General features: G+C 72.0%; 25 protein-coding genes. 15 read left to right on the top strand and 10 right to left on the bottom strand.

Features of this window, described 5'->3' with window-relative positions; translation table 11 throughout:
- Positions 1 to 71: 71 nt before the first annotated feature.
- Together AMK33_RS12310 and AMK33_RS12305 are read right to left on the bottom strand one after the other, a co-directional pair.
- Positions 72 to 1,244: an amidase gene (locus AMK33_RS12310; RefSeq protein WP_235618058.1), complete on the bottom strand. Its 1,173-nt coding sequence runs from the start codon at positions 1,242 to 1,244 to the stop codon at positions 72 to 74.
- Positions 1,241 to 1,735 carry a DUF6668 family protein gene (locus AMK33_RS12305; protein WP_073932822.1) on the bottom strand — a complete coding sequence of 165 codons (495 nt, stop codon included), beginning with the start codon at positions 1,733 to 1,735 and terminating at the stop codon, positions 1,241 to 1,243. The genes AMK33_RS12310 and AMK33_RS12305 overlap by 4 nt, the downstream gene beginning before the upstream one ends.
- A gap of 160 nt (positions 1,736 to 1,895) precedes the next feature.
- Between AMK33_RS12305 and AMK33_RS41330 the strand changes: the two genes are divergently transcribed.
- Positions 1,896 to 3,101, top strand: a complete 1,206-nt coding sequence (locus tag AMK33_RS41330) for a hypothetical protein (protein WP_073932821.1) — start codon at positions 1,896 to 1,898, stop codon at positions 3,099 to 3,101.
- 46 nt (positions 3,102 to 3,147) lie between these two features.
- On the opposite strand, the gene AMK33_RS12295 is transcribed toward AMK33_RS41330, so the two are convergent.
- The 3 genes from AMK33_RS12295 to AMK33_RS12285 all read right to left on the bottom strand — a co-directional run bounded on the left by AMK33_RS12295 (position 3,148) and on the right by AMK33_RS12285 (position 5,698).
- Positions 3,148 to 3,621 carry a VOC family protein gene (locus AMK33_RS12295; RefSeq protein ID WP_073932820.1) on the bottom strand — a complete coding sequence of 158 codons (474 nt, stop codon included), beginning with the start codon at positions 3,619 to 3,621 and terminating at the stop codon, positions 3,148 to 3,150.
- 38 nt (positions 3,622 to 3,659) lie between these two features.
- On the bottom strand, positions 3,660 to 4,679 hold the full coding sequence (gene rarD, locus AMK33_RS12290; RefSeq protein WP_073932819.1) for an EamA family transporter RarD: 1,020 nt from the start codon (positions 4,677 to 4,679) through the stop codon (positions 3,660 to 3,662).
- A gap of 164 nt (positions 4,680 to 4,843) precedes the next feature.
- Positions 4,844 to 5,698, bottom strand: a complete 855-nt coding sequence (locus AMK33_RS12285; protein WP_073932818.1) for an SDR family oxidoreductase — start codon at positions 5,696 to 5,698, stop codon at positions 4,844 to 4,846.
- A 98-nt stretch (positions 5,699 to 5,796) separates the two neighbouring features.
- On the opposite strand from AMK33_RS12285, the gene AMK33_RS12280 reads away from it, so the two are divergent.
- Positions 5,797 to 6,177, top strand: a complete 381-nt coding sequence (locus AMK33_RS12280; RefSeq protein WP_073932817.1) for a winged helix-turn-helix transcriptional regulator — start codon at positions 5,797 to 5,799, stop codon at positions 6,175 to 6,177.
- A 34-nt stretch (positions 6,178 to 6,211) separates the two neighbouring features.
- Here AMK33_RS12280 and AMK33_RS12275 read toward each other — a convergent pair whose 3' ends face one another.
- The 5 genes from AMK33_RS12275 to AMK33_RS12255 all read right to left on the bottom strand — a co-directional run bounded on the left by AMK33_RS12275 (position 6,212) and on the right by AMK33_RS12255 (position 12,998).
- Positions 6,212 to 7,270 (bottom strand): 2-oxoacid:ferredoxin oxidoreductase subunit beta, encoded by a 1,059-nt coding sequence (locus tag AMK33_RS12275; RefSeq protein WP_073932816.1) that lies wholly within the window; start codon positions 7,268 to 7,270, stop codon positions 6,212 to 6,214.
- Positions 7,263 to 9,191, bottom strand: a complete 1,929-nt coding sequence (locus AMK33_RS12270) for a 2-oxoacid:acceptor oxidoreductase subunit alpha (RefSeq protein ID WP_073932815.1) — start codon at positions 9,189 to 9,191, stop codon at positions 7,263 to 7,265. Before AMK33_RS12270 ends, AMK33_RS12275 begins: the two co-directional genes overlap by 8 nt.
- Before the next feature lie 133 nt (positions 9,192 to 9,324).
- A complete protein-coding gene (locus AMK33_RS12265) occupies positions 9,325 to 9,984 on the bottom strand; it encodes a response regulator transcription factor (RefSeq protein WP_327379181.1) in 660 nt (219 codons plus the stop codon).
- Between the two features lie 267 nt (positions 9,985 to 10,251).
- Positions 10,252 to 11,616, bottom strand: a complete 1,365-nt coding sequence (locus tag AMK33_RS12260) for a sensor histidine kinase (protein WP_073932813.1) — start codon at positions 11,614 to 11,616, stop codon at positions 10,252 to 10,254.
- A gap of 110 nt (positions 11,617 to 11,726) precedes the next feature.
- Positions 11,727 to 12,998, bottom strand: a complete 1,272-nt coding sequence (locus AMK33_RS12255) for a sensor histidine kinase (protein ID WP_073932812.1) — start codon at positions 12,996 to 12,998, stop codon at positions 11,727 to 11,729.
- Positions 12,999 to 13,230: 232 nt separating this feature from the next.
- Here AMK33_RS12255 and AMK33_RS12250 point away from each other — a divergent pair, with 232 nt between their 5' ends.
- The 13 genes from AMK33_RS12250 (at position 13,231) to AMK33_RS12190 (ending at position 25,487) form a co-directional block, all read left to right on the top strand.
- Positions 13,231 to 13,623, top strand: a complete 393-nt coding sequence (locus tag AMK33_RS12250) for an NADH-quinone oxidoreductase subunit A (protein ID WP_030860845.1) — start codon at positions 13,231 to 13,233, stop codon at positions 13,621 to 13,623.
- A complete protein-coding gene (locus AMK33_RS12245) occupies positions 13,614 to 14,231 on the top strand; it encodes an NADH-quinone oxidoreductase subunit B (RefSeq protein WP_073932811.1) in 618 nt (205 codons plus the stop codon). The genes AMK33_RS12250 and AMK33_RS12245 overlap by 10 nt, the downstream gene beginning before the upstream one ends.
- Positions 14,228 to 15,700, top strand: coding sequence for an NADH-quinone oxidoreductase subunit C (locus AMK33_RS12240; RefSeq protein WP_073932810.1), 1,473 nt, complete (start codon positions 14,228 to 14,230; stop codon positions 15,698 to 15,700). The genes AMK33_RS12245 and AMK33_RS12240 overlap by 4 nt, the downstream gene beginning before the upstream one ends.
- Positions 15,697 to 16,665, top strand: coding sequence for a complex I subunit 1/NuoH family protein (locus AMK33_RS12235; RefSeq protein ID WP_073932809.1), 969 nt, complete (start codon positions 15,697 to 15,699; stop codon positions 16,663 to 16,665). The genes AMK33_RS12240 and AMK33_RS12235 overlap by 4 nt, the downstream gene beginning before the upstream one ends.
- Before the next feature lie 2 nt (positions 16,666 to 16,667).
- Positions 16,668 to 17,219 (top strand): NuoI/complex I 23 kDa subunit family protein, encoded by a 552-nt coding sequence (locus AMK33_RS12230; RefSeq protein WP_073932808.1) that lies wholly within the window; start codon positions 16,668 to 16,670, stop codon positions 17,217 to 17,219.
- Entirely contained in the window at positions 17,216 to 17,851 is a 636-nt protein-coding gene (locus AMK33_RS12225) for an NADH-quinone oxidoreductase subunit J family protein (RefSeq protein WP_073932807.1), read from the top strand. The genes AMK33_RS12230 and AMK33_RS12225 overlap by 4 nt, the downstream gene beginning before the upstream one ends.
- Positions 17,851 to 18,258, top strand: a complete 408-nt coding sequence (gene nuoK, locus AMK33_RS12220; RefSeq protein ID WP_073932806.1) for an NADH-quinone oxidoreductase subunit NuoK — start codon at positions 17,851 to 17,853, stop codon at positions 18,256 to 18,258. Before AMK33_RS12225 ends, nuoK begins: the two co-directional genes overlap by 1 nt.
- Positions 18,255 to 20,252, top strand: a complete 1,998-nt coding sequence (locus AMK33_RS12215) for an NADH-quinone oxidoreductase subunit 5 family protein (protein ID WP_073932805.1) — start codon at positions 18,255 to 18,257, stop codon at positions 20,250 to 20,252. The genes nuoK and AMK33_RS12215 overlap by 4 nt, the downstream gene beginning before the upstream one ends.
- A 6-nt stretch (positions 20,253 to 20,258) precedes the next feature.
- On the top strand, positions 20,259 to 21,833 hold the full coding sequence (locus AMK33_RS12210) for a complex I subunit 4 family protein (RefSeq protein WP_073932804.1): 1,575 nt from the start codon (positions 20,259 to 20,261) through the stop codon (positions 21,831 to 21,833).
- Positions 21,830 to 23,329: an NADH-quinone oxidoreductase subunit N gene (locus tag AMK33_RS12205; RefSeq protein WP_073932803.1), complete on the top strand. Its 1,500-nt coding sequence runs from the start codon at positions 21,830 to 21,832 to the stop codon at positions 23,327 to 23,329. Before AMK33_RS12210 ends, AMK33_RS12205 begins: the two co-directional genes overlap by 4 nt.
- 232 nt (positions 23,330 to 23,561) lie before the next feature.
- The gene (gene htpX, locus AMK33_RS12200; RefSeq protein WP_073932802.1) at positions 23,562 to 24,422 is read left to right on the top strand and encodes a zinc metalloprotease HtpX; all 861 of its coding nucleotides are present in this window, start codon (positions 23,562 to 23,564) and stop codon (positions 24,420 to 24,422) included.
- Positions 24,419 to 24,814 carry a YccF domain-containing protein gene (locus AMK33_RS12195; RefSeq protein WP_073932801.1) on the top strand — a complete coding sequence of 132 codons (396 nt, stop codon included), beginning with the start codon at positions 24,419 to 24,421 and terminating at the stop codon, positions 24,812 to 24,814. The genes htpX and AMK33_RS12195 overlap by 4 nt, the downstream gene beginning before the upstream one ends.
- A 106-nt stretch (positions 24,815 to 24,920) precedes the next feature.
- Entirely contained in the window at positions 24,921 to 25,487 is a 567-nt protein-coding gene (locus AMK33_RS12190; RefSeq protein WP_073932800.1) for an SMI1/KNR4 family protein, read from the top strand.
- Positions 25,488 to 25,520 lie beyond the last annotated feature (33 nt).

Here is a 25,520-nt window from a genome sequence, read left to right as displayed (position 1 = left end):
CAAATACAGGCATCTGCATCATATGCGCGTGCATCTATATGTCAAAGGGGCGGCGTGGCTCCACGGGCCGCTCAGCCGGTGGGGGCGCCCCCGCGCCGCTCCGCCTCCGCCGCCACCGCGAGCAGCAGATCCTCCCGCCCGCGCGGTGCCACCAACTGGAGCCCCGCCGGGCAGCCGTCGGCGCCGAACCCGGCCGGGAAGCTCAGCGCGGGGTGCCCGCTGAGGTTGAACGCCCAGGTGAGGGCGGTCGAGTAGACCTCGCCGGGGCCGTCGTGACCGTGCGGTGCGGTGGGCGCCGTGGGGGTGAGCAGCAGGTCGGCACGGGCGAAGAGGTCGTTCAGGCGCCGGTCGTTCTCCGCCCGGACCCGGTGGGCGTCGGTGGGATCGGCACCGGGGGTGCGCAGGGCGAGCCAGGCCGGGGCGGGGTCGAGGAGCCGCGGTGGCGACGAGGGGCGTACGAGCCGTACGACCCCGGTGTCGACCAGCCGGTCGGCCGCCGTACGGGCCAGGGCGACGGGTTCCGGGTCGGGGGCGGCGAAGCCGAGGCCGGGGGACCAGCAGGCGGAGACGGGAAGGGGCGCCGGGGCCTCGTCGGCGATGGGCCGCCCCGACACCACCCGCCACCAGGCCGCCGCGTCCGAGGCCGTGCGGGTGAGGACTCCGGGCGCCGCGAGGCCCGTACGGTCGGCCGAGGGGAGGCGGCCGTTCGTGACCTTCAGCCCGACGGTCCCGCACCACGCCGCCGGGATCCGCACCGAGCCCGCGCCGTCGCTGCCCGTCGCCAGCGGCACCAGCCCGGCCGCCACCGCCACCGCCGCCCCGGCCGAGGAGCCGCCCGGCGTACGGTCCGCCCGCCACGGATTGACGGTACGGCCGTGCGCCCCGAGCCCCCAGGTCTGCCAGGGCGTTCCCGGACCGGGCACCGACGTGGCACCCACGGCGACACCACCGGCCGCGAGCAGCGGCTCCGCCGCACGCAGCCCGTGCCGCCCCTTGACCGCGACCGGCACCCCGGCCAGCGGCAGCCGCTCACCGGCGGCGACCCGCGTGTCCACCTCGTCCGCCCGCCGCAGCGCCTCCTCGCCCCACACCTCGAGGAACGCGCACAGCGCCGGATCGGCCCGCCCGATCCGCTCCAGCGCCTCCGCGACCACGTCCACGGCCCGCCTCCGCCGCCCGCGCACGGCGGAGGCGATCCCCGCGACCGAGGCGGGCGTACGAGGGCCGTCCTCCCGGCCGCTCAACGCGTCGCGTCCGCCAGGCGGGCCAGTGGCTCCGTCTCGCGGGGCGGCCGGCCGGTCAGGTCGCCCAGGCGCCACTCGTTCACCCAGGGCACGCGGTACACGTCGATCACCGACTCGATGAGCCGGATCCGGTGGGCGAGGGGACGCGGCAGCCGTCCCGGCGCGTCCGCCACCAGGACCACGGCGTCCAGGTCGAGCCCCTGCGGCGCCTCGCCGCGCCGGACCATGTCCACCGCCGGGAGCACGGCGTCCAGGCCGGCCGCGTGGGTCCGGGCGACGAGCAGCACCGACGGCGGACCGGCGGGGCCGGGCCAGGAACGTCCGCTGTCATGACCGCCGTAGACCGCGGCGAGCGTGGAGACGCCCGCGCCGCCGTGCAGGCCGACCCAGGAGAAGCGGCGGGCCGTCGCCCGCGCGGGGGCGGGCTCCGGAGGGGCCGTCTCCGGTACCGCCACCGGTCCTCGGATCCAGATCTCCGGTCCCTGTCCCATGTCCCCTCTTCTGCTCGCCACCTCGATCTTCATGCCGCCGGGCGGACGGGTAAACCCGCGCGGGCGGCCGTTGGGACGAGCCTGTGACAACGCGGTGACGTGAGAAGCGCGAGCGAGCGGACAGACTCGACGGTAGGTGTACGACCCGAATGAGGGAACGATGTCTCGACTCAGCCGCGAGAAGAAGCGGGAACAGCAGCAGGCCGCACATGCGGCGAACCTTGCGGCAGCGCCGATCGACGTCCATGTCCCCGTGGGCGGGGCGGGCACGCGCGGGGCGTCGGTCGGCGGGGTGACGGTGATCGCCGGGCCCGGCGAGGAGATCCAGCAGGCGGTGCTGAACCGCCTCCACCGCATCGCCATCGCCTCCGGACACGCCGTCCTCGCCACCGTGCACGACGAACGCATCGGCTGCGTCGTCCCGCTCCGGGTCGACCCGGACGGCTCCAGCCACTTCACGGCGCAGCCGGTCCTGACGGCGCCGGCGCGGGAGTCCGACGCGGACCGGCCGACGCACCTGCTGCGCTCCGTGCCCGAGCCGGCGCCGGAAGGGACGTCCGGACCGGATCCCGTACGGGACGCCACTCCCACCTTCGAGCTGCGCCCCGTACCCGAGTCGGAGGCTCCCCGGGACGCCGTACCGACGTTCGAACTGCGGGCCGTACCCGGGTCGGCGGAGGTCACGCCGCCCGGCACGGTCGCGCCCCCGACGGGCGAGTTCGGCCCGCCCCCGGCCATGGACGCGAGGCCGCACCCCGACCCCGGGACCGACCGGCCCCGGGCGCACGAGACCGCGCCGTCCCCCGAGCCCGAGCCCGTGCTCGACCCCGATCCCAAGCCCACCCCGCCCCGCGGTTTCGACGCCGTGGCGGAGGCGGTGCTCGGTGACGAGCCCCTCGCCACCGACGAGAGCCACCTCGCCGAACCCATGGCCCGGGTCAACGACGCCGTCCGGACGGGCAGGATCGACACGGCGGCCCGGCTGGCCGAGGAGACCGTCGCGGAGGCCTCGGGCACCCTGGGACCGGAACACCCGGAGGTGCTGCGGCTGCGCGAACTCGCCGCGTACATCGCCTACCTGGCCGGTGAGCCGCTGCGCGCCTTCCGGATCTCCCTCGACCTCGCCGTGATCTGCCGCCGCGCGGGGGACGCGGAGGCCGCCTACGGCAACGTCCGCAGCGCGGCGACCGCATGGCGCGCGGTGCGCGACCCGCTGCTCGGACTGGAGCTCGGGCACGAGCTGATCGCCCAGTGGACCGAGCTCACCGCCGAGGACGGGCCCGCCGCCGACGAGATCGAGGAACTGGAGTCCGCCCGTGCCCGCATGGGCCGGCTGACCGAACGCGCCCGCACCCAGCAGTCCTGAGAAGCCTCTGCCTCAGGGGACATCGGGGGGAAATCGGCCGAAACCCCTAATGCAGGCAGAACTCATTGCCTTCCGGGTCGGCCATCAGGAGCCATCCCCCGGAAGGCTCCTCCACCCGCCGCAGCACCCGCGCGCCGAGCCCCTCCAGCCGTGCGAGCTCCTCCTCGCGGCGTCCCGCGCCGGGGTGCAGGTCGAGGTGGAGCCGGTTCTTGACCGTCTTCTCCTCCGGTACGCGCTGGAACAGCAGCCGCCGTCCACGGCCGGTGCCGCTCTCCTCGTCGTACGGGTCGTCGGGGTGCCGTACCGCGGCCAGGTCGCGCCAGGCCCGGCGGTCGTGGGACTCGACGGTCAGCTCGGCCGGGACGGCGCCCGCGGCCAGCAGTTTCTCGATGAGCGCGCTGTTGTCCTCCACCACGTACCGGAGGGCGGCGGCCCAGAAGTCGGCCTGCGCGTGCGGGTCGGCCGCGTCGATGACGACCTTCCAGTGCACGGGGGTGGCCGGTGTCGGTGTCTGCGTCATGCCCTCAGTTATAGGGCTCGGCACTGACACGCGTTGCTCTACGGCCTGGCCTCCAGCCGGCCCGCCTCGGCCGCGGCGGGCACGCTCCCGGCGGTCGGAGCCGCGTCCGCCGCGCCGGCCGGGACGCTGCTCCCGCGCACGCCGGTCTCCCCGGCGAGCGCGCGGGCGGCCCGGCGGGCGGTGCGCAGCGCGTCCCAGGTGAGGAGGATGAGCGCCAGCCACACCAGGGCGAAACCGGCCCAGCGCTCGGGCGGCATGGCCTCCTTGAAGTAGAGGACCCCGAGCAGGAACTGGAAGACCGGCGCCAGGTACTGCAGCAGGCCCAGCGTGGACAGCGGCACGCGGATCGCGGCGGCGCCGAAGCAGACCAGGGGGAGCGCGGTGACGATCCCGGTCGCGGCGAGCAGCGCGGCGTGCCCGGCTCCTTCGGCGGCGAACGTGGAATCGCCCTGGGCGCTCAGCCACAGCAGGTAGCCGAGCGCGGGCAGGAACTGGACCGCGGTCTCGGCGGCGAGCGACTCGACGCCGCCGAGGTTGACCTTCTTCTTCACCAGTCCGTACGTGGCGAAGGAGAAGGCGAGACAGAGCGAGATCCACGGCGGCTGGCCGTAACCGACGGTGAGGACGAGCACCGCCGCGGCGCCCACCCCGACCGCCGCCCACTGCACGGGCCGCAGCCGCTCCTTCAGCAGCAGCACGCCCATCGCGATCGTGACCAGCGGGTTGATGAAGTAGCCGAGGGAGGCCTCGACGACGTGCCCGGAGTTCACGGACCAGATGTAGACGCCCCAGTTCACGGTGATGACCGCCGCGGCGACCGTGATCAGCGCCAGCCTGCGCGGCTGCCGCAGCAGCTCGCCGAGCCAGGCCCAGCGGCGTATGAAGAGCAGGGCGGCGGCCACGAAGAACAGTGACCACACCATCCGGTGGGCCAGGATCTCCACCGCCCCGGCGGGCTTGAGCAGGGGCCAGAACAGCGGGACGAGCCCCCACATCCCGTACGCCGCGAAGCCGTTCAGCAGTCCTATGCGCCGCTCTGCGGCCGACTTCCCGGTCACGGGCCCCTCCTTCGTGTCCGACGCGTGTCCTGTCTCCCGCGATGCCCGCGCACGCGCGCGCGGTGCTCGCCGGACGACGGTAACGCCGGACACCCCCGCGTGTCATGCCCGTACCGGCATACGGTCATGACGCGCGGGGGTGGCAGGGGCGGCGGCCCTCCAGGTCAGCCCCTGAGCGCGGCGGTGACGGCCTCGGCGAGCGGGGTGGTCGGGCGGCCGGCCAGCCGGGACAGGTCGCCGCTGTCGACGACCAGCTCCCCCTTCTCGATCGAGACGTCCACGCCCGCCAGCACGGCGGCCATCGGCTCGGGCACCCCGGCGCCGGTCAGGATGCCGGTGAGCGCCTCGGGCGTGACCGGGTTGTAGACGATCTCCTTGCCGGTCTGCCGGCTCAGCTCGGCCGCGTACTCGGCGAAGCTCCACGCCTCGTCGCCGCCCAGCTCGTACGTCTTGTTCTCGTGCCCCTCGCCGGTGAGCACGGCGACGGCGGCGGCCGCGTAGTCGGCCCGTGAGGCGGAGGAGACCCGGCCCTCCCCGGCGGCGGCGAGGACCGCGTCGTGCTCCAGCACCGGGGCGAGGTTCTCGGTGTAGTTCTCGTGGTACCAGCCGTTGCGCAGCAGCACGTACGGCACGCCCGAACCCAGCAGCGCCTCCTCGGTGCCGCGGTGGTCGTCGGCGAGCGCGGCGGTCAGGGAGCCGGGCGCGCTGGTGTAGGCGAGCAGGGCGACACCGGCGGCCTCGGCGGCGTCGATGACGACCCGGTGCTGGCCCACCCGGCCCCTGTCGAACTCGTTGCCCGAGATCAGCAGCACCTTGTCGCCGGCCGCGAACAGGCCGTCGAAGGTCTCGGGGGTGTTGTAGTCGGCGACCGCGATCCGCACTCCGCGCCCGGCGAGGTCCGCGGCCTTCTCCGCGCTGCGGACGACGGCGGTGACCTGCTCGGCCGGGACCTTGTCCAGCAGCTGGTCCACGACGTGACGGCCGAGGTGTCCGGTGGCGCCGGTGACGACGATGCTCATGGTTCGGAACTCCTGTGGGGTGCGTGTGCGGGTATGTCACCCACCCTAGGAGTTACGCTAACTAATGGAAAGTACCCACTTTGAAGTAAGGTACTGGCATGGCGGTAAGTGATGGTGTCCGGTGGACCGACGGCGAGGAGATGTGCCCGCACCGGCTGGTCCTGGAGCATGTGACCAGTCGCTGGGGCGTGCTCGTGCTGATCCAGCTCCTGGAGCGCTCGTACCGCTTCAGCGAACTGCGCCGGGCGATCGGCAGGGTCAGCGAGAAGATGCTCACCCAGACCCTCCAGACCCTGGAGCGCGACGGCCTGGTCCACCGCGACGCCAAACCGGTCATCCCGCCCCGCGTCGACTACTCCCTCACCGGCCTGGGCCGCGAGGCGGCCGAGCAGGTGCGCGACCTGGCGCTGTGGACCGAGAAGCGCATGGCCGACGTCCTCGTCGCCCGGCAGGCGTACGACGAGACCCGGGCGCCGTAGGGCACCCGGGCCTCGTCTCGGCCTTTGGCAGGGGTCAGCCCACGACGGTCCAGGTGTCGCCGCCGGTGAGCAGGGTGGCGAGGTCGCCCTTGCCGTGCTGTTCGACGGCGGTGTCGAGCTGGTCGGCCATGAGGGTGTCGTAGACGGGCCGGTCGACGGAGCGGAAGACGCCGATCGGGGTGTTGTGCAGGGTGCTGGGGTCCGCGAGCCGGGACAGCGCGAACGCGGTGGTCGGGGACGCGGAGTGGGCGTCGTGGACGAGGACGTCGGCCTCGTTGTCCGCCGTCACGGTGACGACCCTCAGGTCACCGGTGGCCCGGTCGCGTACGACGCCCTTGGAACCGTCGGCGCCGAAGCGGACCGGCTCACCGTGCTCCAGACGGATCACGGCCTCCTCGGCCTGCTGCCGGTCCTTGAGGACCTCGAAGGCGCCGTCGTTGAAGATGTTGCAGTTCTGGTAGATCTCCACCAGCGCCGTGCCGGGATGGTCGGCGGCCTGGCGCAGCACCTCGGTGAGGTGCTTGCGGTCGGAGTCGACCGTACGCGCCACGAAGGACGCCTCCGCGCCGATCGCCAGCGACACCGGGTTGAAGGGCGCGTCCAGCGAGCCCATCGGCGTCGACTTGGTGATCTTGCCGACCTCGGAGGTGGGGGAGTACTGGCCCTTGGTCAGACCGTAGATCCGGTTGTTGAACAGCAGGATCTTGAGGTTGACGTTGCGGCGCAGGGCGTGGATGAGGTGGTTGCCGCCGATGGAGAGGGCGTCGCCGTCACCGGTGACGACCCAGACGGACAGGTCGCGGCGGGAGGTGGCCAGGCCGGTGGCGATGGCGGGGGCGCGGCCGTGGATGGAGTGCATCCCGTAGGTGTTCATGTAGTACGGGAAGCGGGAGGAGCAGCCGATGCCGGAGACGAAGACGATGTTCTCCTTCGCCAGGCCGAGCTGGGGCATGAAGCCCTGCACGGCGGCGAGCACGGCGTAGTCGCCGCAGCCGGGGCACCAGCGCACTTCCTGGTCGGACTTGAAGTCCTTCATCGACTGCCGGCCCTCGGCCTTGGGCACCAGCTGGAGAAGGGCGTTGGGATCAGTCATCGATGGCCTCCTTCAGCGCCGTGGCGAGCTGCTCCGCCTTGAACGGCATGCCGTTGACCTGGTTGTACGAGTCGGCGTCGACCAGGTACTTCGCCCGGATGAGGGTGGCGAGCTGCCCCAGGTTCATCTCGGGGACCACGACGCGCTCGTAACGGGCGAGCACGTCACCGAGGTTGTGCGGGAACGGGTTGAGGTGGCGCAGATGCGCCTGCGCGATCCGGCCGCCCTCCTTGCGGATACGGCGCACGGCGGCCGTGATCGGCCCGTACGTCGACCCCCAGCCCAGCACCAGGGCCTTCGCCCCGTCCGGGTCGTCGACCTCGATGTCCGGTACGTCGATGCCGTCGACCTTCGCCTGCCGGGTGCGGACCATGAAGTCGTGGTTGGCGGGGTCGTAGGAGATGTTGCCCGTGCCGTCCTGCTTCTCGATGCCGCCGATGCGGTGCTCAAGACCCGGGGTGCCGGGGACGGCCCAGGGGCGGGCCAGTGTCTGCGGGTCCCGCTTGTACGGCCAGAACACCTCGGTGCCGTCGTCCAGCGCGTGGTTCGGCCCCTGCGCGAACTGCACGGTCAGATCCGGCAGCTCCTCCAGGTCCGGGATGCGCCAGGGCTCGCTGCCGTTGGCGAGGTAGCCGTCGGAGAGGAGGAACACCGGCGTGCGGTAGGTCAGGGCGATACGGGCCGCCTCCAGGGCGGCGTCGAAGCAGTCGGCCGGCGTGCGGGGCGCGACCACCGGGACCGGTGCCTCGCCGTTGCGGCCGTACATGGCCTGGAGCAGGTCCGCCTGCTCGGTCTTGGTCGGCAGGCCGGTGGACGGGCCGCCGCGCTGGATGTCCACGATCAGCAGCGGCAGTTCGAGGGAGACCGCCAGGCCGATGGTCTCGGACTTCAGCGCCACACCGGGACCGGAGGTGGTGGTGACCGCGAGGGAGCCGCCGAAGGCCGCTCCCAGTGCCGCGCCGATGCCGGCGATCTCGTCCTCGGCCTGGAAGGTCCGCACACCGAAGTTCTTGTGCCGGCTCAGCTCGTGCAGGATGTCCGAGGCGGGGGTGATCGGGTAGGAGCCGAGGTAGAGCGGCAGGTCCGCCTGGCGGGACGCGGCGATCAGTCCGTAGGACAGGGCCAGGTTCCCGGAGATGTTGCGGTAGACGCCGGGCGGGAACGCCTTCGCCGCCGGGGCCACCTCGTAGGAGACCGCGAAGTCCTCCGTCGTCTCGCCGAAGTTCCAGCCGGCCCGGTAGGCCGCGATGTTGGCGGCGGCGATGTCGGGCTTCTTGGCGAACTTCGACCGCAGGAACCTCTCCGTGCCCTCGGTGGGCCGGTGGTACATCCAGCTCAGCAGCCCGAGGGCGAACATGTTCTTGCTGCGCTCGGCCTCCTTGCGGGTGAGGTCGAACTCCTTGAGCGCCTCCACGGTCAGCGTGGTCAGCGGCACCGGGTGCAGGCTGTAGCCGTCCAGCGAGCCGTCCTCCAGCGGGCTGCTGTCGTAGCCGACCTTCTGCATCGCCCGCTTGGTGAACTCGTCCGTGTTGACGATGACCTCCGCGCCGCGCGGCAGGTCCCCGATGTTGGCCTTCAGTGCGGCCGGGTTCATCGCCACCAGCACGTTCGGCGCGTCACCGGGGGTGAGGATGTCGTGGTCGGCGAAGTGGAGCTGGAAGGACGAGACACCGGGCAGGGTGCCGGCGGGCGCGCGGATCTCGGCCGGGAAGTTCGGCAGCGTGGAGAGGTCGTTGCCGAAGGACGCGGTCTCCGAGGTGAAACGGTCACCGGTGAGCTGCATACCGTCACCCGAGTCCCCCGCGAACCTGATGATCACTCGGTCGAGCCGGCGGACGTCCTTCGCCCCCGCCGCTGTGCGCTGCTCCCCTACGACTGCTCCGTCGGCCTGCTCCGCTGTGCTGCTGACCTGGCTGGTCACTGAACTGGACCTCCTCGAGGGCGGCTGTCCGGGACGGCCTTCCCACAGGCCTTCCCCGCATAAACCCTACGTCCGTAAGGGTCGCCTTCCCTGGGTCATTCGCATGTTGGACACGACTTCGAGACGTCCTCGATCAGGAGTTGAGGTAGGTGAGAACGGCCAGCACCCGCCGGTGATCGCCGTCGCTCGGGGACAGCCCCAGCTTCAGGAAGATGTTGCTGACGTGCTTCTCCACGGCACCGTCGCTGACCACCAGCTGCCTGGCGATCGCCGAGTTCGTCCTGCCCTCCGCCATCAGTCCCAGGACCTCCCGCTCCCGCGGGGTGAGCCCCGCGAGCACGTCCTGCTTACGGCTGCGCCCCAGCAGCTGCGCGACCACCTCGGGATCCAGTGCCGTACCGCCCTGGGCCACGCGCACCACCGCGTCCACGAACTCACGGACCTCGGCCACCCGGTCCTTGAGCAGATAACCGACGCCACGGCTGGAACCGGCGAGCAGCTCCGTGGCGTAGCGCTCCTCCACGTACTGCGACAGCACCAGCACGCCGACGCCCGGATGCGTCTTGCGTAGCTGTACCGCGGCCCGCACCCCCTCGTCCGTGTGCGTCGGCGGCATCCGCACGTCGGCCACCACGACGTCCGGGAGCTGGTTCTCCCCGTCCAGCTCGGTGATGGTCTTGATCAACGCGTCACCGTCACCGACACCGGCCACGACCTCGTGCCCACGGTCGGTCAGCAGCCGGGTCAGGCCCTCCCGCAGCAGCACCGAATCCTCGGCGATGACCACCCGCACCCTGTCCTCCACGTTCCTCGGCCCCCCATGCCCCTGATCCGGGCCCGCCCTCGTGGCGGGCCCGGTCGTCAGGTCCAGCATCCCAGCATCCGGTGGGGGATGGGGCGGGGCAACGCGATCGGGGGGTGCCGTCGAGGCGGGTGGGCGCGAGCCCACGGCTCGCACCCACCCGCTGGTTATGTCTGTTCTGCCGGTTCTGCCGTTTCCGCCGGTTTCTCCTGTGGAGCCGGTCCGCCGGTCCGCCGACCTGCCGGTCTCAGCCCGTTCTCATCGTGTCCGCTCCGCCCGCCAGGGCAGTTCGGCGGTCACCCGCGTCGGGCCGCCCGCGGGGGAGTCCACCACCAGGATCCCGTCCACCGCGTCCAGCCGCTCCGCCAGCCCGGCCAGTCCGGAACCCCCGGACACATCGGCGCCGCCCACGCCGTTGTCCACGACCTGGAGCATCAGCCGGTTCTCCGTCCGCCACACCTCCACGGCCGCCCAGGTCGCCCGCGAGTGCTTGCTGATGTTCTGCAGCAGCTCCGAGACCGTGAAGTAGGCGATGCCCTCGATGGCCGGCGCGGGCCGCTCCGTCAGGTCCACCTCCACCTGCACCGGCACCGTGCACCGCGAGGCGACCGAGGACAGCGCCGCGTCCAGCCCCCGGTCGGTGAGGACCGCCGGGTGGATGCCGCGGGCCAGGTCCCGCAACTCCTGCAGCGCCGTCTTCACCTCGCCGTGCGCCTCGTCCACCATCCGCGCCGCGACCTGCGGATCCTCCCGCAGCTTCTCCTTCGCCAGCCCCAGATCCATGGCCAGAGCCACCAGCCGGGCCTGCGCCCCGTCGTGCAGATCGCGCTCGATGCGCCGCAGGTCCGCCGCCGCCGTGTCCACCACGACCCCGCGGTCCGACTCCAGCTCCACCACCCGCGTGGCCAGCCGGGACGGTCCGAGCAGTCCGTGCACCATCACCCGGTCCACCATCGTCAGCGCCCGCACGATCCACGGCGTGGCGAGGGTGAACAGCAGACCCACTCCCGCGGTCACCGTGATCTCGAACGGGTTGTCCAGGTAGATCCGGTGATGCTCGTCGCCGTACAGCTGTATGCCGTCCTGCCCGGCGTGCATCGGGAAGACCCAGAACCACAGCGGATACGTCAGCAGCGACCAGCCCACCGACCAGACGGTCACGGTGACGACGAAGGAGAGCACCGCCCACGGCAGCTGCAGCACCGCGTACAGCAGGGCCCGCCAGGAGGCGCCGCTCTTGAGCACGGCCCCGGTCCACGCCATGAACCCCTGCCGCTTCATCCGCAGCGGCTCCGGCTCGGCCACCTCCAGCCCCAGCAGCCCTCGTGCCCGCGCCCGCTCCACCGCCCCGAACCCGCGGCAGCCGGCGAGCGCCGCCGCCAGCACCGGGACGCCGAGGAACGTCACCAGCAGGCCCGCCCCCAGCGACACCATCGTGATCGCGTAGGTGAACAGCAGAACGCTGATCGGCAGGCTCAGCAGCACATACCCCAGCTCGCGCCAGGTGCGCCCCTCGACCGGCGCCCGCAGCGCGGCCGGCAGCCGGTGCCGCCGTCCCTCGGTGTGCCCGGGATACCCGGACTCCGTGGGGAGCCCGTAGCCCTGTCCGTACTCCGTGCTCATCGGCGTCGTCCTTCTCCTCGTCCGGCGGCTGTGCTGTCGTACCTCCAGACTGGTCCGCCGCAGGTCGGCGGACCATGGAGTCCGTCGCAGTCTTGGGCGGGGGGTTTTCCCTACCCCCGGCCGCGGACGGACGCCTCCTTGGACGCCCTCTTGGCCCTGCCCGGGCCCTCGGCCAGGGCACCGGAACGGTCCCGCCACGGCAGCTCGGCCGTCACCGTCGTCGGACCGCCCTCCGGCGACTCCACGACGAACAGACCGTCCACCGCGCCCAACCGGTCGGCGAGACCCCGCATACCCGTCCCGCCGTCGAGGCTCGCGCCCCCGCGCCCGTCGTCCCACACCTGTATGAGCAGCCGCCCCTCCGACCGCCACACGTCCACTGCGGCCGACCGGGCCCGGCTGTGCTTGCTGACGTTCTGCAGCAGCTCCGAGACGGTGAAGTAGGCGATGCCCTCGATGGCGGCGGCCGGCCGCTCGTCCAGGTCGACCGTCACCTTCACCGGCACCGTGCAGCGCGAGGCGACCGAGGACAGCGCCGCGTCCAGACCCCGGTCGGTCAGGACCGCGGGATGGATGCCCCGGGCGAGATCCCTCAGCTCCTGCAACGCCAGCTTCACCTCGCCGTGCGCCTCGTCGACCATCGACGCCGCGGCGTCGGGATCCTCCAGCAGCTTCTCCTTGGCCAGACCCAGCCCCATCGCCAGATTGACCAGCCGGGCCTGCGCCCCGTCGTGCAGATCGCGCTCGATGCGCCGCAGGTCCGCCGCCGCCGTGTCCACCACGACCCCGCGGTCCGACTCCAGTTCGGCGATGCGCCGCTCCAGTTCGTCGGAGGGCGACAGCAGGCCGCGCACCATCGCCCGGTCGGCGTTGGCCAGGCCCCGCACGATGAACGGCAGCACCGGCCACAGCACGAACAGACCGGTCAGCGTGACGACGAAGGTGAGGATGCCCCACGGCAGCCGTATGAGCTCGTACAGGACGGTGCGCCAGCCCACCGGGTCCTTGACCGCCATCCACAACTGCGGCCAGAACCCGTCGGGGCCGCGCACCGGCAGCCGGCTCGGCTCCTCCACCCGCACCCCGAGCAGCTTCCTGGCCCGCGCCCGCTCCATCCTGCCCAGCAGCCGGGAACCCATCAGCCCGAGCGCGAGCAGCGGGAACCCGATCACCGTGACGGTCAGCCCCACGCCGGTGAACAGCATGGTCACCGTGTAGACGAAACCGGCCAGCGACACCGGCAGGTTCGCCAGGAGGTGGGCGATCTCCTTCCAGGTGTGCGCGTCGTACGCGAAACGGGCCGGTGGCGGGCGGTCGCCGCGCTCGGCCGGCTCCGGGAGTGCCGTCACGGGCGTGCCCGGATTCGGGAATGGTTCGGTCATGGGCACAAGCGTGCCCGGAGCCGAGGGGCGGGCGCCATGAGGTGGACCGCCAGGATGCACTGAGGAAAACCCCACCCCCGCATGCCGAGCGGTGACGGGCTGCTTACGGTGCATTTATAAGGGCCTAGACTCCCGTGCGTACAGATCGTCGAACCGTGACGTTCACCGGCACGGATCAAGGGCACGGCACAGGCATGAGCCAGGGCGCCGATCAAGGGAGTGAGGGGCGGACGTGCGGGAAACGACCGTCGTCGCGGCGGACTACTTCCAGTCCTACTCGGTCGTCGGACTGCTCGCCGTCGTCGGCCTGCTGTTCGTCGCCGTCGCCTTCGGGGCGGGACGCCTGCTGCGGCCGGTGGTCCCCACCCCCGAGAAGCTCCTGACGTACGAGTGCGGAGTCGACCCCGTCGGCGAGGGCTGGGCCCACACCCAGGTCCGCTACTACGTCTACGCCTTCCTCTACGTGATCTTCGCCGTCGACTCGATCTTCCTCTTCCCCTGGGCGACCGTCTTCGCCGCCGACGGCTACGGCGCGACCACCCTCGTGGAGATGTTCATCTTCCTCGGCTTCCTCGCCGTGGGACTGCTGTACGCATACAAGAAGGGCGTCCTGACATGGACGTGAACCCTGCCGCCCCCGAGCCCGTCCTGCTTCCGGAACCGAAGAGGCTCGGCGCGCTCGCCCGGCTGGCACCCGAGCCGATGAAGGTGGTCCTCAACTGGGGCCGCCGCTACTCGCTGTGGGTCTTCAACTTCGGCCTCGCCTGCTGCGCGATCGAGTTCATCGCCGCGTCGATGGCCCGCCACGACTTCATCCGCCTCGGCGTCATCCCCTTCGCGCCGGGGCCGCGCCAGGCCGACCTGATGGTCGTCTCCGGCACGGTCACGGACAAGATGGCGCCCGCGGTGAAGCGCCTGTACGAGCAGATGCCCGAGCCCAAGTACGTCATCTCCTTCGGCGCGTGCAGCAACTGCGGCGGCCCGTACTGGGACTCCTACTCCGTCACCAAGGGCGTGGACCAGATCATCCCGGTCGACGTCTACGTCCCCGGCTGCCCGCCCCGGCCCGAGGCGCTGCTCCAGGGGATCCTGAAACTCCAGGAGAAGATCGCACGGGAGTCGCTGGGGGAGCGGTACGGGTCCGCTTCCGGCGGGGGGCGGCCGTCGGCGGCGGCGCTGCAGAGCGGGCTGGTCCGGCCTCCGGCGCCGTCCGGTGAGGGGGAGGGCCGATGACCGCGGTCGGCTGGCTCCCCGCCGACGCCGAGGAACTGTTCGGTACGGAGGCCACGGCGGAGGAGTCGTACGGCGTCCTGACCGTCGACGTACCGCCCGCCTCCTGGATCACCGCGCTGGAGGCCGCGCGCGACCGGGTCGGCTGCACCTTCTTCGACTGGCTGAGCGCGGTCGACGAACCCGGCACCGGGTTCCGCGTCACCGCGCACGTCGCCGCCCTGGCCCCGGTACGGCGCCTGCTGCTGCGCACCACGGTGCCGCACGAGGCCCCCACGCTGCCCTCCGCCGTGGACGTCTACGCGGGTGCCGCGTGGCACGAACGCGAGACGCACGAGATGTTCGGCGTCGACTTCACGGGCCACCCGGGCCTGGACCACCTGCTCCTGCCGGACGGTTTCGAGGGCCACCCCCTGCGCAAGGACTTCGTCCTCGCGGCCCGGGTCGCCAAGGCCTGGCCCGGCGCCAAGGAGCCCGGCGAATCCGAGCACGGCGGCCCCAAGCGCCGCCAGATGCTCCCTCCCGGCGTCCCCGACCCCAACGAATGGGGCCCCCTCAAGGGCCAGCTCCCCCCGGCCCCGGCCCGCCCGGCCCGAGGCACGGGCAGAACGGCGGCAGGCGCGACACGAGCAACAGGAGACCGCCCGCGCCGTACCCGTACGGCGGCGGAGGGTTCCGCGAGCCAGTCGGCCACCCCGGAGGCGCCTGCCCAGCCCGCGACCCCACCCCGCCGCACCCGCACGGCGGCGGAAGGCTCCACGAGCCAGGCGGCGGAGGTGCGTCCCGAGCCGGCTGCTCCGTCCGAGACGAGCGCTGCCCCCGCACGACGTGCGCGGAGCGCGAGTGAAGGGTCGGCGTCGCAGCGTTCCGGTGCCTCCGCGGCCGGCGGCCCCCGCCGGGCGCGTACCGCGTCCGAGGGGTCCGCGAGCCTGCGCGCCGCGTCGGGGGCTCCGGAGTCGTCCGGCGAACCCGCGGCAGCGGGCGACGAATCCGCCCCCGTGCCCACCGATGACCGCCGGGACCAGAAGCTTCCCGCCGCTCCCCGCAGCCCGGACGCCCCCTGGCACCACGCCCGCCCCGCCTTCGCCCAGCCCGAGGCGGAGGCAGAAGCGGAGGCGAAGCCCGATGCCGGCCCGGGCCGCGAGGCCCGAGGGGACGTGGCTCCGGACACCGGATCGGAGCCCGAAGCCGAAGCCGACGCCGACACCGGCTCCAGGTCGGTCCCCGAGACCGGCTCGGAACCCGAAGGCGAGCCCGAGTCGGCTCGCGGACCGGCCCGCGAGGCCGAGGCGGTTCCCGAGACCGGCTCGGAACCCGAAGGCACCGCCAAGTCGGGAACCGGGCCGGTCCGAGAACCTGCCCCCGAGGCCGGTGCCGACGCGGACCCCGAGCCCGGCCCCGAGACCGGCCCCGAGACCGGAAGCGGCCCCGGGACCCCCACCCCCGAAGACCCCTCAGGAGGCCCGCGGTGAACGACGTGCTCGACGTCGCCCTGCGACTCCTGGTCGTGTTCGTCGTCTTCCTCACCTTCCCCCTGATCGTGGGTCAGACCGAGCACAAGGTGATGGCCCACATGCAGGGCCGCCTCGGCCCGATGTACGCAGGCGGTTTCCACGGCTGGGCCCAGCTCATCGCCGACGGCGTGAAGTTCGCGCAGAAGGAGGACGTGGTCCCGGCCGGCGCGGACCGCCGTATCTTCCAGCTCGCCCCCGCCGTCGCCCTCCTGCCGTACCTCCTCGTCCTGCTGGCCATCCCGATCGGCCCGGGCGAGGGCGCGGTCGGCCAGGTGATCGACGCGGGCGTGTTCTTCGTCCTCGCCGTCATGGGCGTCGGCGTCCTCGGCTCGCTCATGGCCGGCTGGGCCTCCGCCAACAAGTTCTCCCTCCTCGGCGGCCTGCGCACCGCCGCCCAGCTCCTCGCCTACGAACTCCCGATGCTGCTCACCGCCGCCTCCGTGGCGATGGCGGCCGGCACCGTCTCCCTCGTCGGCATCCTCGACGCGTTCGAGTGGTGGTGGCTGCCCTGGCAGATCACCGGCGCGCTCGTCTTCTTCGTCGCCGGCCTCGCCGAACTCCAGCGCCCGCCCTTCGACATGCCGGTCGCCGACTCGGAGATCATCTTCGGCGCGTACACCGAGTACACCGGCCTGCGCTTCGCCCTGTTCCTCCTCGCCGAGTACGCCGGGATCGTCGTCCTGTGCGGTCTGACCACCGTCCTGTTCCTGGGCGGCTGGCACGGCCCCTGGGGCGCCGACGGGCTCGGCTGGGTCTGGACCCTGCTGAAGACCGCGGTCCTCGCCTTCGTCGTCATCTGGCTCCGCGTCACCTACCCCCGACTGCGCGAGGACCAGCTCCAGAAGCTCTCCTGGACCCTCCTCGTCCCCCTCTCCCTCGCCCAGATCGCCCTCACCGGCATCGTGAAGGTGGTGATCCGGTAACCATGGCTCCCATCCCCGGCTCCGGCCTGGCCAAGGGCCTGGCCGTCACCCTGCGGACGATGACGAAGAAGTCCGTCACCGCCCCCTACCCGGACACCCAGCCCGACCTCCCGCCCCGCACCCGCGGTGTGATCGGCCTGTTCGAGGAGAACTGCACGGTCTGCATGCTGTGCGCCCGCGAGTGCCCGGACTGGTGCATCTACATCGACTCCCACAAGGAGACGGTCCCGGCGGCGACCCCCGGCGGCCGCGAACGCAGCCGCAACGTCCTCGACCGCTTCGCCATCGACTTCTCCCTGTGCATGTACTGCGGTATCTGCATCGAGGTCTGTCCCTTCGACGCCCTGTTCTGGTCCCCGGAGTTCGAGTACGCCGAGACCGACATCCGCGACCTCACCCACGAGCGCGACAAGCTCCGCGAGTGGATGTGGACCGTCCCGGCCCCGCCCGCCCTCGACCCCGGCGCCGAGGAGCCGAAGGAACTCGCCGCCGCCCGCAAGACCGCCGACAAGCTCGCCGCCGCCCAGGCCGAACCGCAGGAGGAGGAGTCGTGATCCTCGCCGCAGCGGCGGGAACGGCCGCGCACGCCACGACCACCACCACCGCCGCCGGGACGCACGGCTTCCTCTCCCCGACCGGCGTGGAGATCGCCTTCCTCCTCGTCGGCCTGGTCACCTTCGGGGCCGCCGTCATCACCGTCACCACCCGGCAGCTGGTGCACGCCGCCCTGTGGCTGGTGGTGGCCCTCGGCGGCCTCGCCGTCGAATACCTCCTGCTCACCGCCGAGTTCATCGCCTGGGTGCAGGTCCTCATCTATGTCGGTTCCGTCGTCGTCCTCCTCCTGTTCGGGCTGATGCTCACCAGGGCCCCCATCGGCCGCTCACCGGACGCCGACTCCGGCAACCGCTGGGTCGCCCTCGCCGTGGCCGTCGCCGCCGCGGCCGCCCTGGTGTGGGTCGTCGTCGACGCCTTCCGCACCACTTGGATCGACCTGGACGGCGCCCCCGCCGGCTCCACGGACGTCACCGGCGCGAGTCTCTTCCAGCACTGGGTCCTCCCCTTCGAGGCCCTCTCCGTCCTCCTCCTCGCCGCCCTCGTCGGCGCGATCGTCCTGTCCCGCAAGGCGAAGGCCGACGCCGCGTCCGGCGCGACGGACACCCGGCGCGACACGGAAGGGGCCCGCTGATGCACCTCGCCTATCCCGCCGTCCTGTCCGCCCTCCTCTTCTGCACCGGCCTGTACGGCGTCCTCGCCCGCCGCAACGCGATCCTCGTCCTGATGTCGGTCGAGCTGATGCTCAACGCCGTCAACCTGAACCTGGTCGCCTTCGACGTCTGGCTCAGCCGGACCGCCGAGGAGACCCTGCACTCCGGCCAGGCCCTCACCCTGTTCACCATCGCCATCGCCGCCGCCGAGATCGGCATCGGTCTGGCGATCGTCCTCGCCGTGTACCGCAACCGCGGCACCTCGGACATCGACAAACTCCGCGACACCGCCGAGGGCCACGAACCCGACGGCCCCGACAGCGACGCCACCGGCCGCGAAGCCCCCGCGCCCCGGGCGGCCGGCGAGAAGGCCGAGGCCACCGCGTGACCACGACCACCCTCGCCGTCCTCGTCCCCCTCCTCCCGTTCCTCGGCGCGCTCGCCGGGCTGCTCCTGGGCCGCACGGCCCCCGGCTTCGTCCGCCCGCTCGCCGTCCTGCCGACGCTCACCTCCCTCGCACTGGCCGCCACGGTCGCCTGGCGCCAGGGCGGAGACCAGGCCGTCGACGCCGCGACCGAGCTCACCCCCACCGGCTCGGTCCCGATCGAACTCGCCCTGCACATCGACGGCTTCGCCGCGCTGACCGCCGTCCTGGTCACCGTCGTCGCCGGCTGCGTGCAGATCTACTCGACGGGCTACCTGCGCGACGACCCGCGCTACCCCTCCTACGCCGCCCTCGTCTCCCTGTTCACCTCCGCGATGCTCCTGGTCGTCTACTCCGGCGACCTGATGGTGCTGCTGGTCGGCTGGGAAGTCATGGGCATCTGCTCCTACTTCCTCGTCGGCCACTACTGGGAGACCCCCGAGGCCCGCGCCGCCTCCCTCAAGGCCTTCCTGGTCACCAAGCTCGGCGACGTCCCCTTCCTCATCGGCCTGTTCGCCCTGGCCACCGAAGCCGGGTCCTTCCGCATCACCCGGATCCTCGGCGCCGTCGCGAACGGCGGCATCGAACACCCCACGCTGATCGCCCTGCTGCTCCTGGCGGGCGTGGCCGGCAAGTCGGCGCAGTTCCCGCTGCACACCTGGCTCCCCGACGCGATGGCGGGCCCGACCCCCGTCTCCGCGCTGATCCACGCCGCGACCATGGTCGCCGCCGGTGTCTACTTCATCGCCCGTCTCCTCCCGCTCTTCGAGGCCTCGCAGGCCGCGATGGTCGTCCTCGCCGTCATGGCCGCCGTGACCATGGCCGGCTCGGCGCTCGCCGCGCTCGCCCAGGACGACATCAAACGTGTCCTCGCCTACTCGACGATCGGCCAGCTCGGCTACATGACCGGCGCCCTCGCCGTCGCCGACCGCGGCGCCGCCGTCTTCCACCTCCTGTCCCACGGCGCCTTCAAGGCGCTGCTGTTCCTCGCGGCCGGCGTGATCATCCACGCCGCCGGCACCAACTCACTGGCCGCCATGACCCGCATGGGCCATCTGCGGGACCGGGTCCCCGACGCCTACTGGACGATGACCGTGGCGCTCCTCGCGCTCGCCGCGATCCCGCCGTTCAGCGGCTTCTTCTCCAAGGAGGCCGTCCTCGGCGTCGCCGAACACGTCGTCACCGGCCACACCGAACACGCTCCCGCCGCGGCGGGCTGGATCGTCCTCCTCGCCGGCCTCGTCATGGCCCTGCTGACCGCCGCGTACGCGATGCGGCTGTGGCTGCTGGCCTTCCGCGGGTACGGAACCGAGGCGCCCGACCACGGCAGGCAGCCGCTGACGATGACCATGGTGCTGTGGGTGCTCGCCGTACCGTCCCTCGCGCTCGGCGGGTTCGCCTTCCGCGTACTGCCCGACTGGTTCGACGGCCACGACCTGACCCCGACGCTCACCACCTCCGTGCTCGGCACGGGCGTGGCCCTGGTCGGCGGCATCATCACCTACGCCACCTGGCGGCACACCACCGCACACGCTGCCGCCCGCGTCCCCCTCGGTGCCGTCGCCGCCCACCCCGAGGGCGACGCCGGACTGGTCGAGGCGGAGGCCATCGCCACCCACGAACCGGCCTACGGAGACATCGCGTACGCACCCGATCCGTCGGACCCCGGACGGCTGCTGCTCGGCCCGCTGCACCGCCACGCGGCCGCCGGCTTCCATCTGGACGCCGTGTACACGACCCTCTTCGTCCGCCCGGTCCGGGCCGGCGCGAGCCTCGTGCGGTTCCTCGACCGCGAGGTCGTCGAGACCTACGTACGCGGTGCGGGCACGCTGCCCCGCTGGCTCGGCGCCGCCGTACGACGGGCCCAGACGGGCAATCTGCAGACCTATGTGAGCGCGCTGCTCGCCGGCACCGTCGTCCTCGCGGTCGCCGTCGTCCTCGTCGCCACGGGAGCGTGAGCAGGCGTGATCGATATCAACGAGTCCGTGATGCAGTTCCTTCTGGCATTGATCGTCGTCGGCCCGCTCCTCGGCGCCGCCGCCGCTCTCCTGCCGGCCCCGCCCGGACTGAAGGGGAAGTCACCCGACCAGGCGGTGCTCCGCCACGGCGTGACCGTCACCGGCGCGATCCTCATCGCGGCGATCGTCCTCGCGCTCGGCTTCGACCACGACCAGCCGTCGAAGATGCAGGCCACGACCGACATCAGCTGGATCCCCGCACTGGACGTGCGCATCCACCTCGGCACCGACGGCATCTCCCTCCCCCTCCTGGTCCTGACCGCGCTGCTGACCTTCCTCTGCGCGCTCCACTCGTACTTCAAGCCGCCCACGGGCCCGTCCCCGAAGGCCTTCGTCGCCCTGCTGCTCGTCCTCGAGTCCGGCACCCTCGCGACCTTCGCCGTCCTCGACCTGATCCTCTTCTTCCTCGCCTTCGAGACGGTCCTCATCCCGATGTACTTCCTCATCGCCCGCTGGGGCGGCGAGGGCCGGGCCGAGGCCGCCTGGAAGTTCATCCTCTACACGCTGCTCGGCTCCGTGGTCATGCTGCTCGGCCTGCTCCTGATCGGAATCAAGGCGGGCACATTCGACATGGTGGCACTCGCCACTGACAACGGCCGGTCCCTGACCACATCCGTGCAGGTCATCGCCGTACTGGCGGTCGGGATCGGGCTCGCGGTGAAGACCCCGATGTGGCCGCTGCACAGCTGGCTGCCCGACGCCCACACCGCCGCGCCGACCGTCGGCTCGGTCCTGCTGGCCGGTGTCCTGCTGAAGATGGGCACGTACGGGTTCGTACGGATCCTGCTGCCCGCCGCGCCGGACGGCTTCCGCACCTTCGCGCCGTACCTCGCCGCGTTCGCCGTCGTCGGCATCATCTACGGATCCCTCGCCTGCCTGGCCCTCGCCAAGCGGGGCGCGAAGGGCGACCTCAAACGCCTCATCGCCTACTCCTCCGTCGGCCACATGGGCTTCGTCCTCCTCGGCGTCGCGACCATGACCCCGACCGGCGTCAACGGCGCCCTGTTCGCCAACATCGCCCACGGCCTCATCACCGGCCTGCTGTTCTTCCTGGTCGGCGCCCTCAAGGACCGCACCGGCAGCACCGACCTCGACACCCTCGCGAAGGAGACCGGCGCCGCCCTCTACGGCAAGGCCCCGCGCCTCGGCGGCCTGCTCGCCTTCGCCGCCGTCGCCTCCCTCGGCCTGCCCGGCCTCGCCGGATTCTGGGGCGAGATGCTCGCCCTGTTCGGCGCCTTCGACCCCGCCGAAGGCCTCAGCCGCCCCGCCTTCCTCACCTTCATGGCCATCGGCGCCTTCGGCACCCTGCTGACGGCCGCGTACCTGCTGGTCGTGGTCCGCAGGGTCTGCATGGGCGCCGCACCCCAGGACGCCCCGGAACTCACCGACGTGCGCTCCTACGAATTCGCGGCCTGGACCCCGCTCGTCGTCCTCACCGTCGTCGCCGGCCTCTGGCCCAAGGCCCTCCTCGGACTGACCGACCCGGCCGTGCAGCAGCTCCTCGCAGGAGGCACCCGATGAGCTCCCTCGTCCAGTCCGTCGACTGGCTGGCCATCGCGCCGCCCACCATCACGGCGGTCGTCGGACTCGTCGTCCTCGTCGCCGACCTGTTCGTCGACGAGAGGCGGAAACCGCTCCTGGGCTGGCTCTCGGTGGCCGGACTCGCCGCCGCCACACTGTTGCTGCTGCCCCTCCTCGACGCGGACCGCAGCACCTTCTGCCTGGTCGGCGACGAAGGCGTGTGCAGCTACACCGCGGACCGTTTCACCCTCGTCATCCAGTTCCTGGTCCTCGGCGGCGCCCTCCTGACCGCCCTCCTGTCCGTCACCGCCCTGAAGGACGAAGGCAAACGGCTCCCCGAGGGCGAGTACTGGTTCCTGTTCCTCTCCTCCGCGGCCGGCGCCGCCCTCCTGCCCGCCTCCCGCGACCTCGCGACCCTCGTCGTCGCCCTGGAGGTCGCCTCCCTGCCCGCCTTCGCCCTGGTCGGCCTCAGGCACGGCGACCGGAAGTCCTCCGAAGCGGCCCTGAAGTTCTTCCTGTCCTCCGTCACCGCCACCGCCGTCAGCCTGCTGGGCATCAGCTTCGTCTACGCCGCCACCGGAACCCTCCACCTCACCCTGGTCGCCGAACGCATCCAGAACGTCGACGGGCAGCTCCACACCCTCACCCAGACCGGTGTCGTCCTCACCCTCATCGGCTTCGCCTTCAAGACCGCCGCCGTCCCCTTCCACTTCTGGGTCCCCGACACCTACGTGGGCGCCCCCCTGCCGATCGCCGCCTACCTGTCGGTCATCGGCAAAGCGGTCGGTTTCTCCGGCCTGATCCTCGTCACCGTCGTCGCCCTCCCGTCGTACGCCGACGTCTGGGGTCCGGCGCTCGCCGCGCTGGCCGCCCTCACCATGACCGTCGGCAACGTGGGCGCCCTCAGACAGCAGGCCACGCGCGCGTACAGCGCGGTACGCCTCCTCGCCTGGTCGTCCGTCGGCCAGGCCGGCTACCTCCTGGTGCCGATCGCCGCCGCCGCGTACTCCGGCGACGCCGAGAAGTCGATCGGCTCCACCGTCGCCTACGCCCTCATGTACGGCGCCGTGAACCTCGGCGCGTTCGCCGTGGCCGCCCTCGTCGGCCGCGCGCACCGCCTCAACCGCGTCGCCGACTACCGCGGCCTCTACGCCTCCAACCCCCTCACAGCGCTCCTCCTGGGCTTCTTCCTGCTCTGCCTCGCCGGACTCCCGCCGGGCGTCATCGGCCTCTTCGCCAAGGTCACAGTGTTCTCCGCGGCCGTCGACGCCGGACTCGGCTGGCTCGCCGTCGTCATGGCCGTCAACGTCGTCATCGCGCTGGTCTACTACCTCCAGTGGACGGCCCTGCTGTTCCGCGCCCCCGAGGGCGAACCGGTCAAACACCGGCTCCCCGCCCCCCTCACCGCCGCCCTCGCCCTGACCGGCGTCCTCGGCATCGCCCTGTCCGGCGCACCCCAGCTGGTCCTGCGCTTCACCGGCACCGGGCTCTTCTGAGAAACCGCCCATTCGGGCACGCGCGCGTGCCACCCGGGACGCTCCGGACGGCCGTCACCCGGACGGTTGACACGCGCCACCGCGCGCACAAGGGAACTAGTGCCCTTCGCCTGGCGTTGACCGGTACGGGAGGGTCCACTGGACGTGACACCACGAGACCAGTGGGCAGCGCAGGTCAGAAGGAAGATCAGCAAGCAAGGGTCCCCCTGCCGCACGACTTGGAGGGCGTACCGTGCACCGCCGGCACAACGGGCTCAGGACAGCAGTCCTCCTCGGGGGACTGTCCGCACTCATCATCGTCATCGGCAGCTTCTTCGGCCGCATGGGGCTCGTCGTCGCCGTCCTGATCGCACTGGGCACCAACGCGTACGCGTACTGGAACAGCGACAAGCTGGCCCTGCGCGCGATGCGCGCCCGCCCGGTGAGCGAGTTCGAGGCCCCCGGGCTGTACCGCATGGTCCGCGACCTCTCCACCCAGGCCCGCCAGCCCATGCCGCGCCTGTACATCTCCCCGACCGAGGCCCCCAACGCCTTCGCCACCGGCCGCAACCCGCGCAACGCGGCCGTGTGCTGCACCGAAGGCATCCTGCGCCTGCTCGACGAGCGGGAGCTGCGCGGCGTCATCGGCCACGAGCTCAGCCATGTCTACAACCGCGACATCCTGATCTCCTCGGTCGCCGGCGCCCTCGCCTCCGTGATCATGTTCCTGGTCAACTTCGCCTGGCTGATCCCGATCGGCCGCTCGGACGACGACGACGGCCCCGGTCTCCTCGGCATGCTGCTGATCATGATCCTCGGCCCGCTCGCCGCGTCCCTCATCCAGCTGGCCATCAGCCGCTCCCGGGAGTACGAGGCCGACGCCTCCGGCGCCCAGCTCACCGGCGACCCCCTCGCCCTCGCCGGCGCCCTGCGCAAACTGGAACACGGCACCAGACAGCTCCCCTTGCCCCCCGAGCCCCGCATCGAGACGGCCAGCCACATGATGATCGCCAACCCGTTCCGCCCGGGCCAGGGGCTCTCGAAGATGTTCTCCACCCACCCGCCGATGGCGGAACGCATCGCCCGGCTCGAGAAGATGGCAGGTCACCAGTGAAGACCATCCTGAATCTCATATGGCTCGTCTTCAGCGGCTTCTGGCTGTTCCTCGGCTACCTGCTCGCGGGCGTGCTGCTCTGCATCACGGTCATCGGCATCCCCTTCGGTGTCGCCGCCTTCCGTATCGGCGTCTACGCCCTGTGGCCCTTCGGGTACACGACGGTCGAGCGCCGGGACGCGGGGGCCCCGTCCTTCCTCGTCAACGTGCTGTGGCTGCTCCTCGCGGGCTGGTGGCTGGCGCTCGGCCACATCGTCACCGGCATCGCCCTGTGCGTGACGATCATCGGAATCCCGCTCGGCATCGCCAACTTCAAGCTGATCCCGGTCTCACTGCTCCCGCTGGGCCGCGAAATCGTGCGGACGGACCAGCCGTTCACACAGCGCGGGTGAGGTGGGAGGCGCCCCGCCGGTCACGTCATGACCCGGGCGTTGTCCACAAGCCGGAGGTTGTCCACAGGCCCGCACGGATGTCAGTGGCGGCCCGCATGATGAACCCATGACCGAGCACGAGCTGTTGCTGACACAGGTGGCGGAAAAGGCCCGCAACACACGCCCATGGGGCTGGCCTTCCCTCCCCGAGCCCATCGACGCGGCCACACTGGCACGCGCCGAGGCCACGCTGGGCTTCACCCTGCCCCCGCTGCTCGCCGAGCTCTATCTGCGCATAGCGGACGGCGGATTCGGCCCCGAGTACGGATTGCTGCCCCTGCTGGACAGCGCGTCCTCCGGTGAACCCGCCGCCGTGGCCCAGTACCTCGCCAACCGAGAGAGCGGCCGCGAGGACCCCGACTGGCCCTGGCCCGAGGGAATGCTGCCCATATCCCACTGGGGCTGCGGCATGTACGCCTGTGTCGACTGCCGCTCGCCCCAGGCCACCGTCCTCCTCTTCGAACCCAACCCGGGCGACCCCGACCACGCCTGGTTCCTCGACGCGCCCGGCCTCACGGACTGGCTCCGCTCCTGGATCCAGGGCACGGGCTGGTACGAGGAGGAGAACGAGGGGGCGGACCTGGCCCCCTGGACCGGTTCCGCGGGCCGAGGGACGTCGGCGCCGGTGTCCTGACCGGACTCCGCGAAGGCCGCCGCGGCGCCCCGG

The organism is Streptomyces sp. CB02400 (assembly GCF_001905725.1).
Lineage (GTDB): Bacteria > Actinomycetota > Actinomycetes > Streptomycetales > Streptomycetaceae > Streptomyces > Streptomyces atrovirens.
Note: the sequence above shows the minus strand (reverse complement) of the source record. Positions and strands in the feature narration are given on the sequence as shown.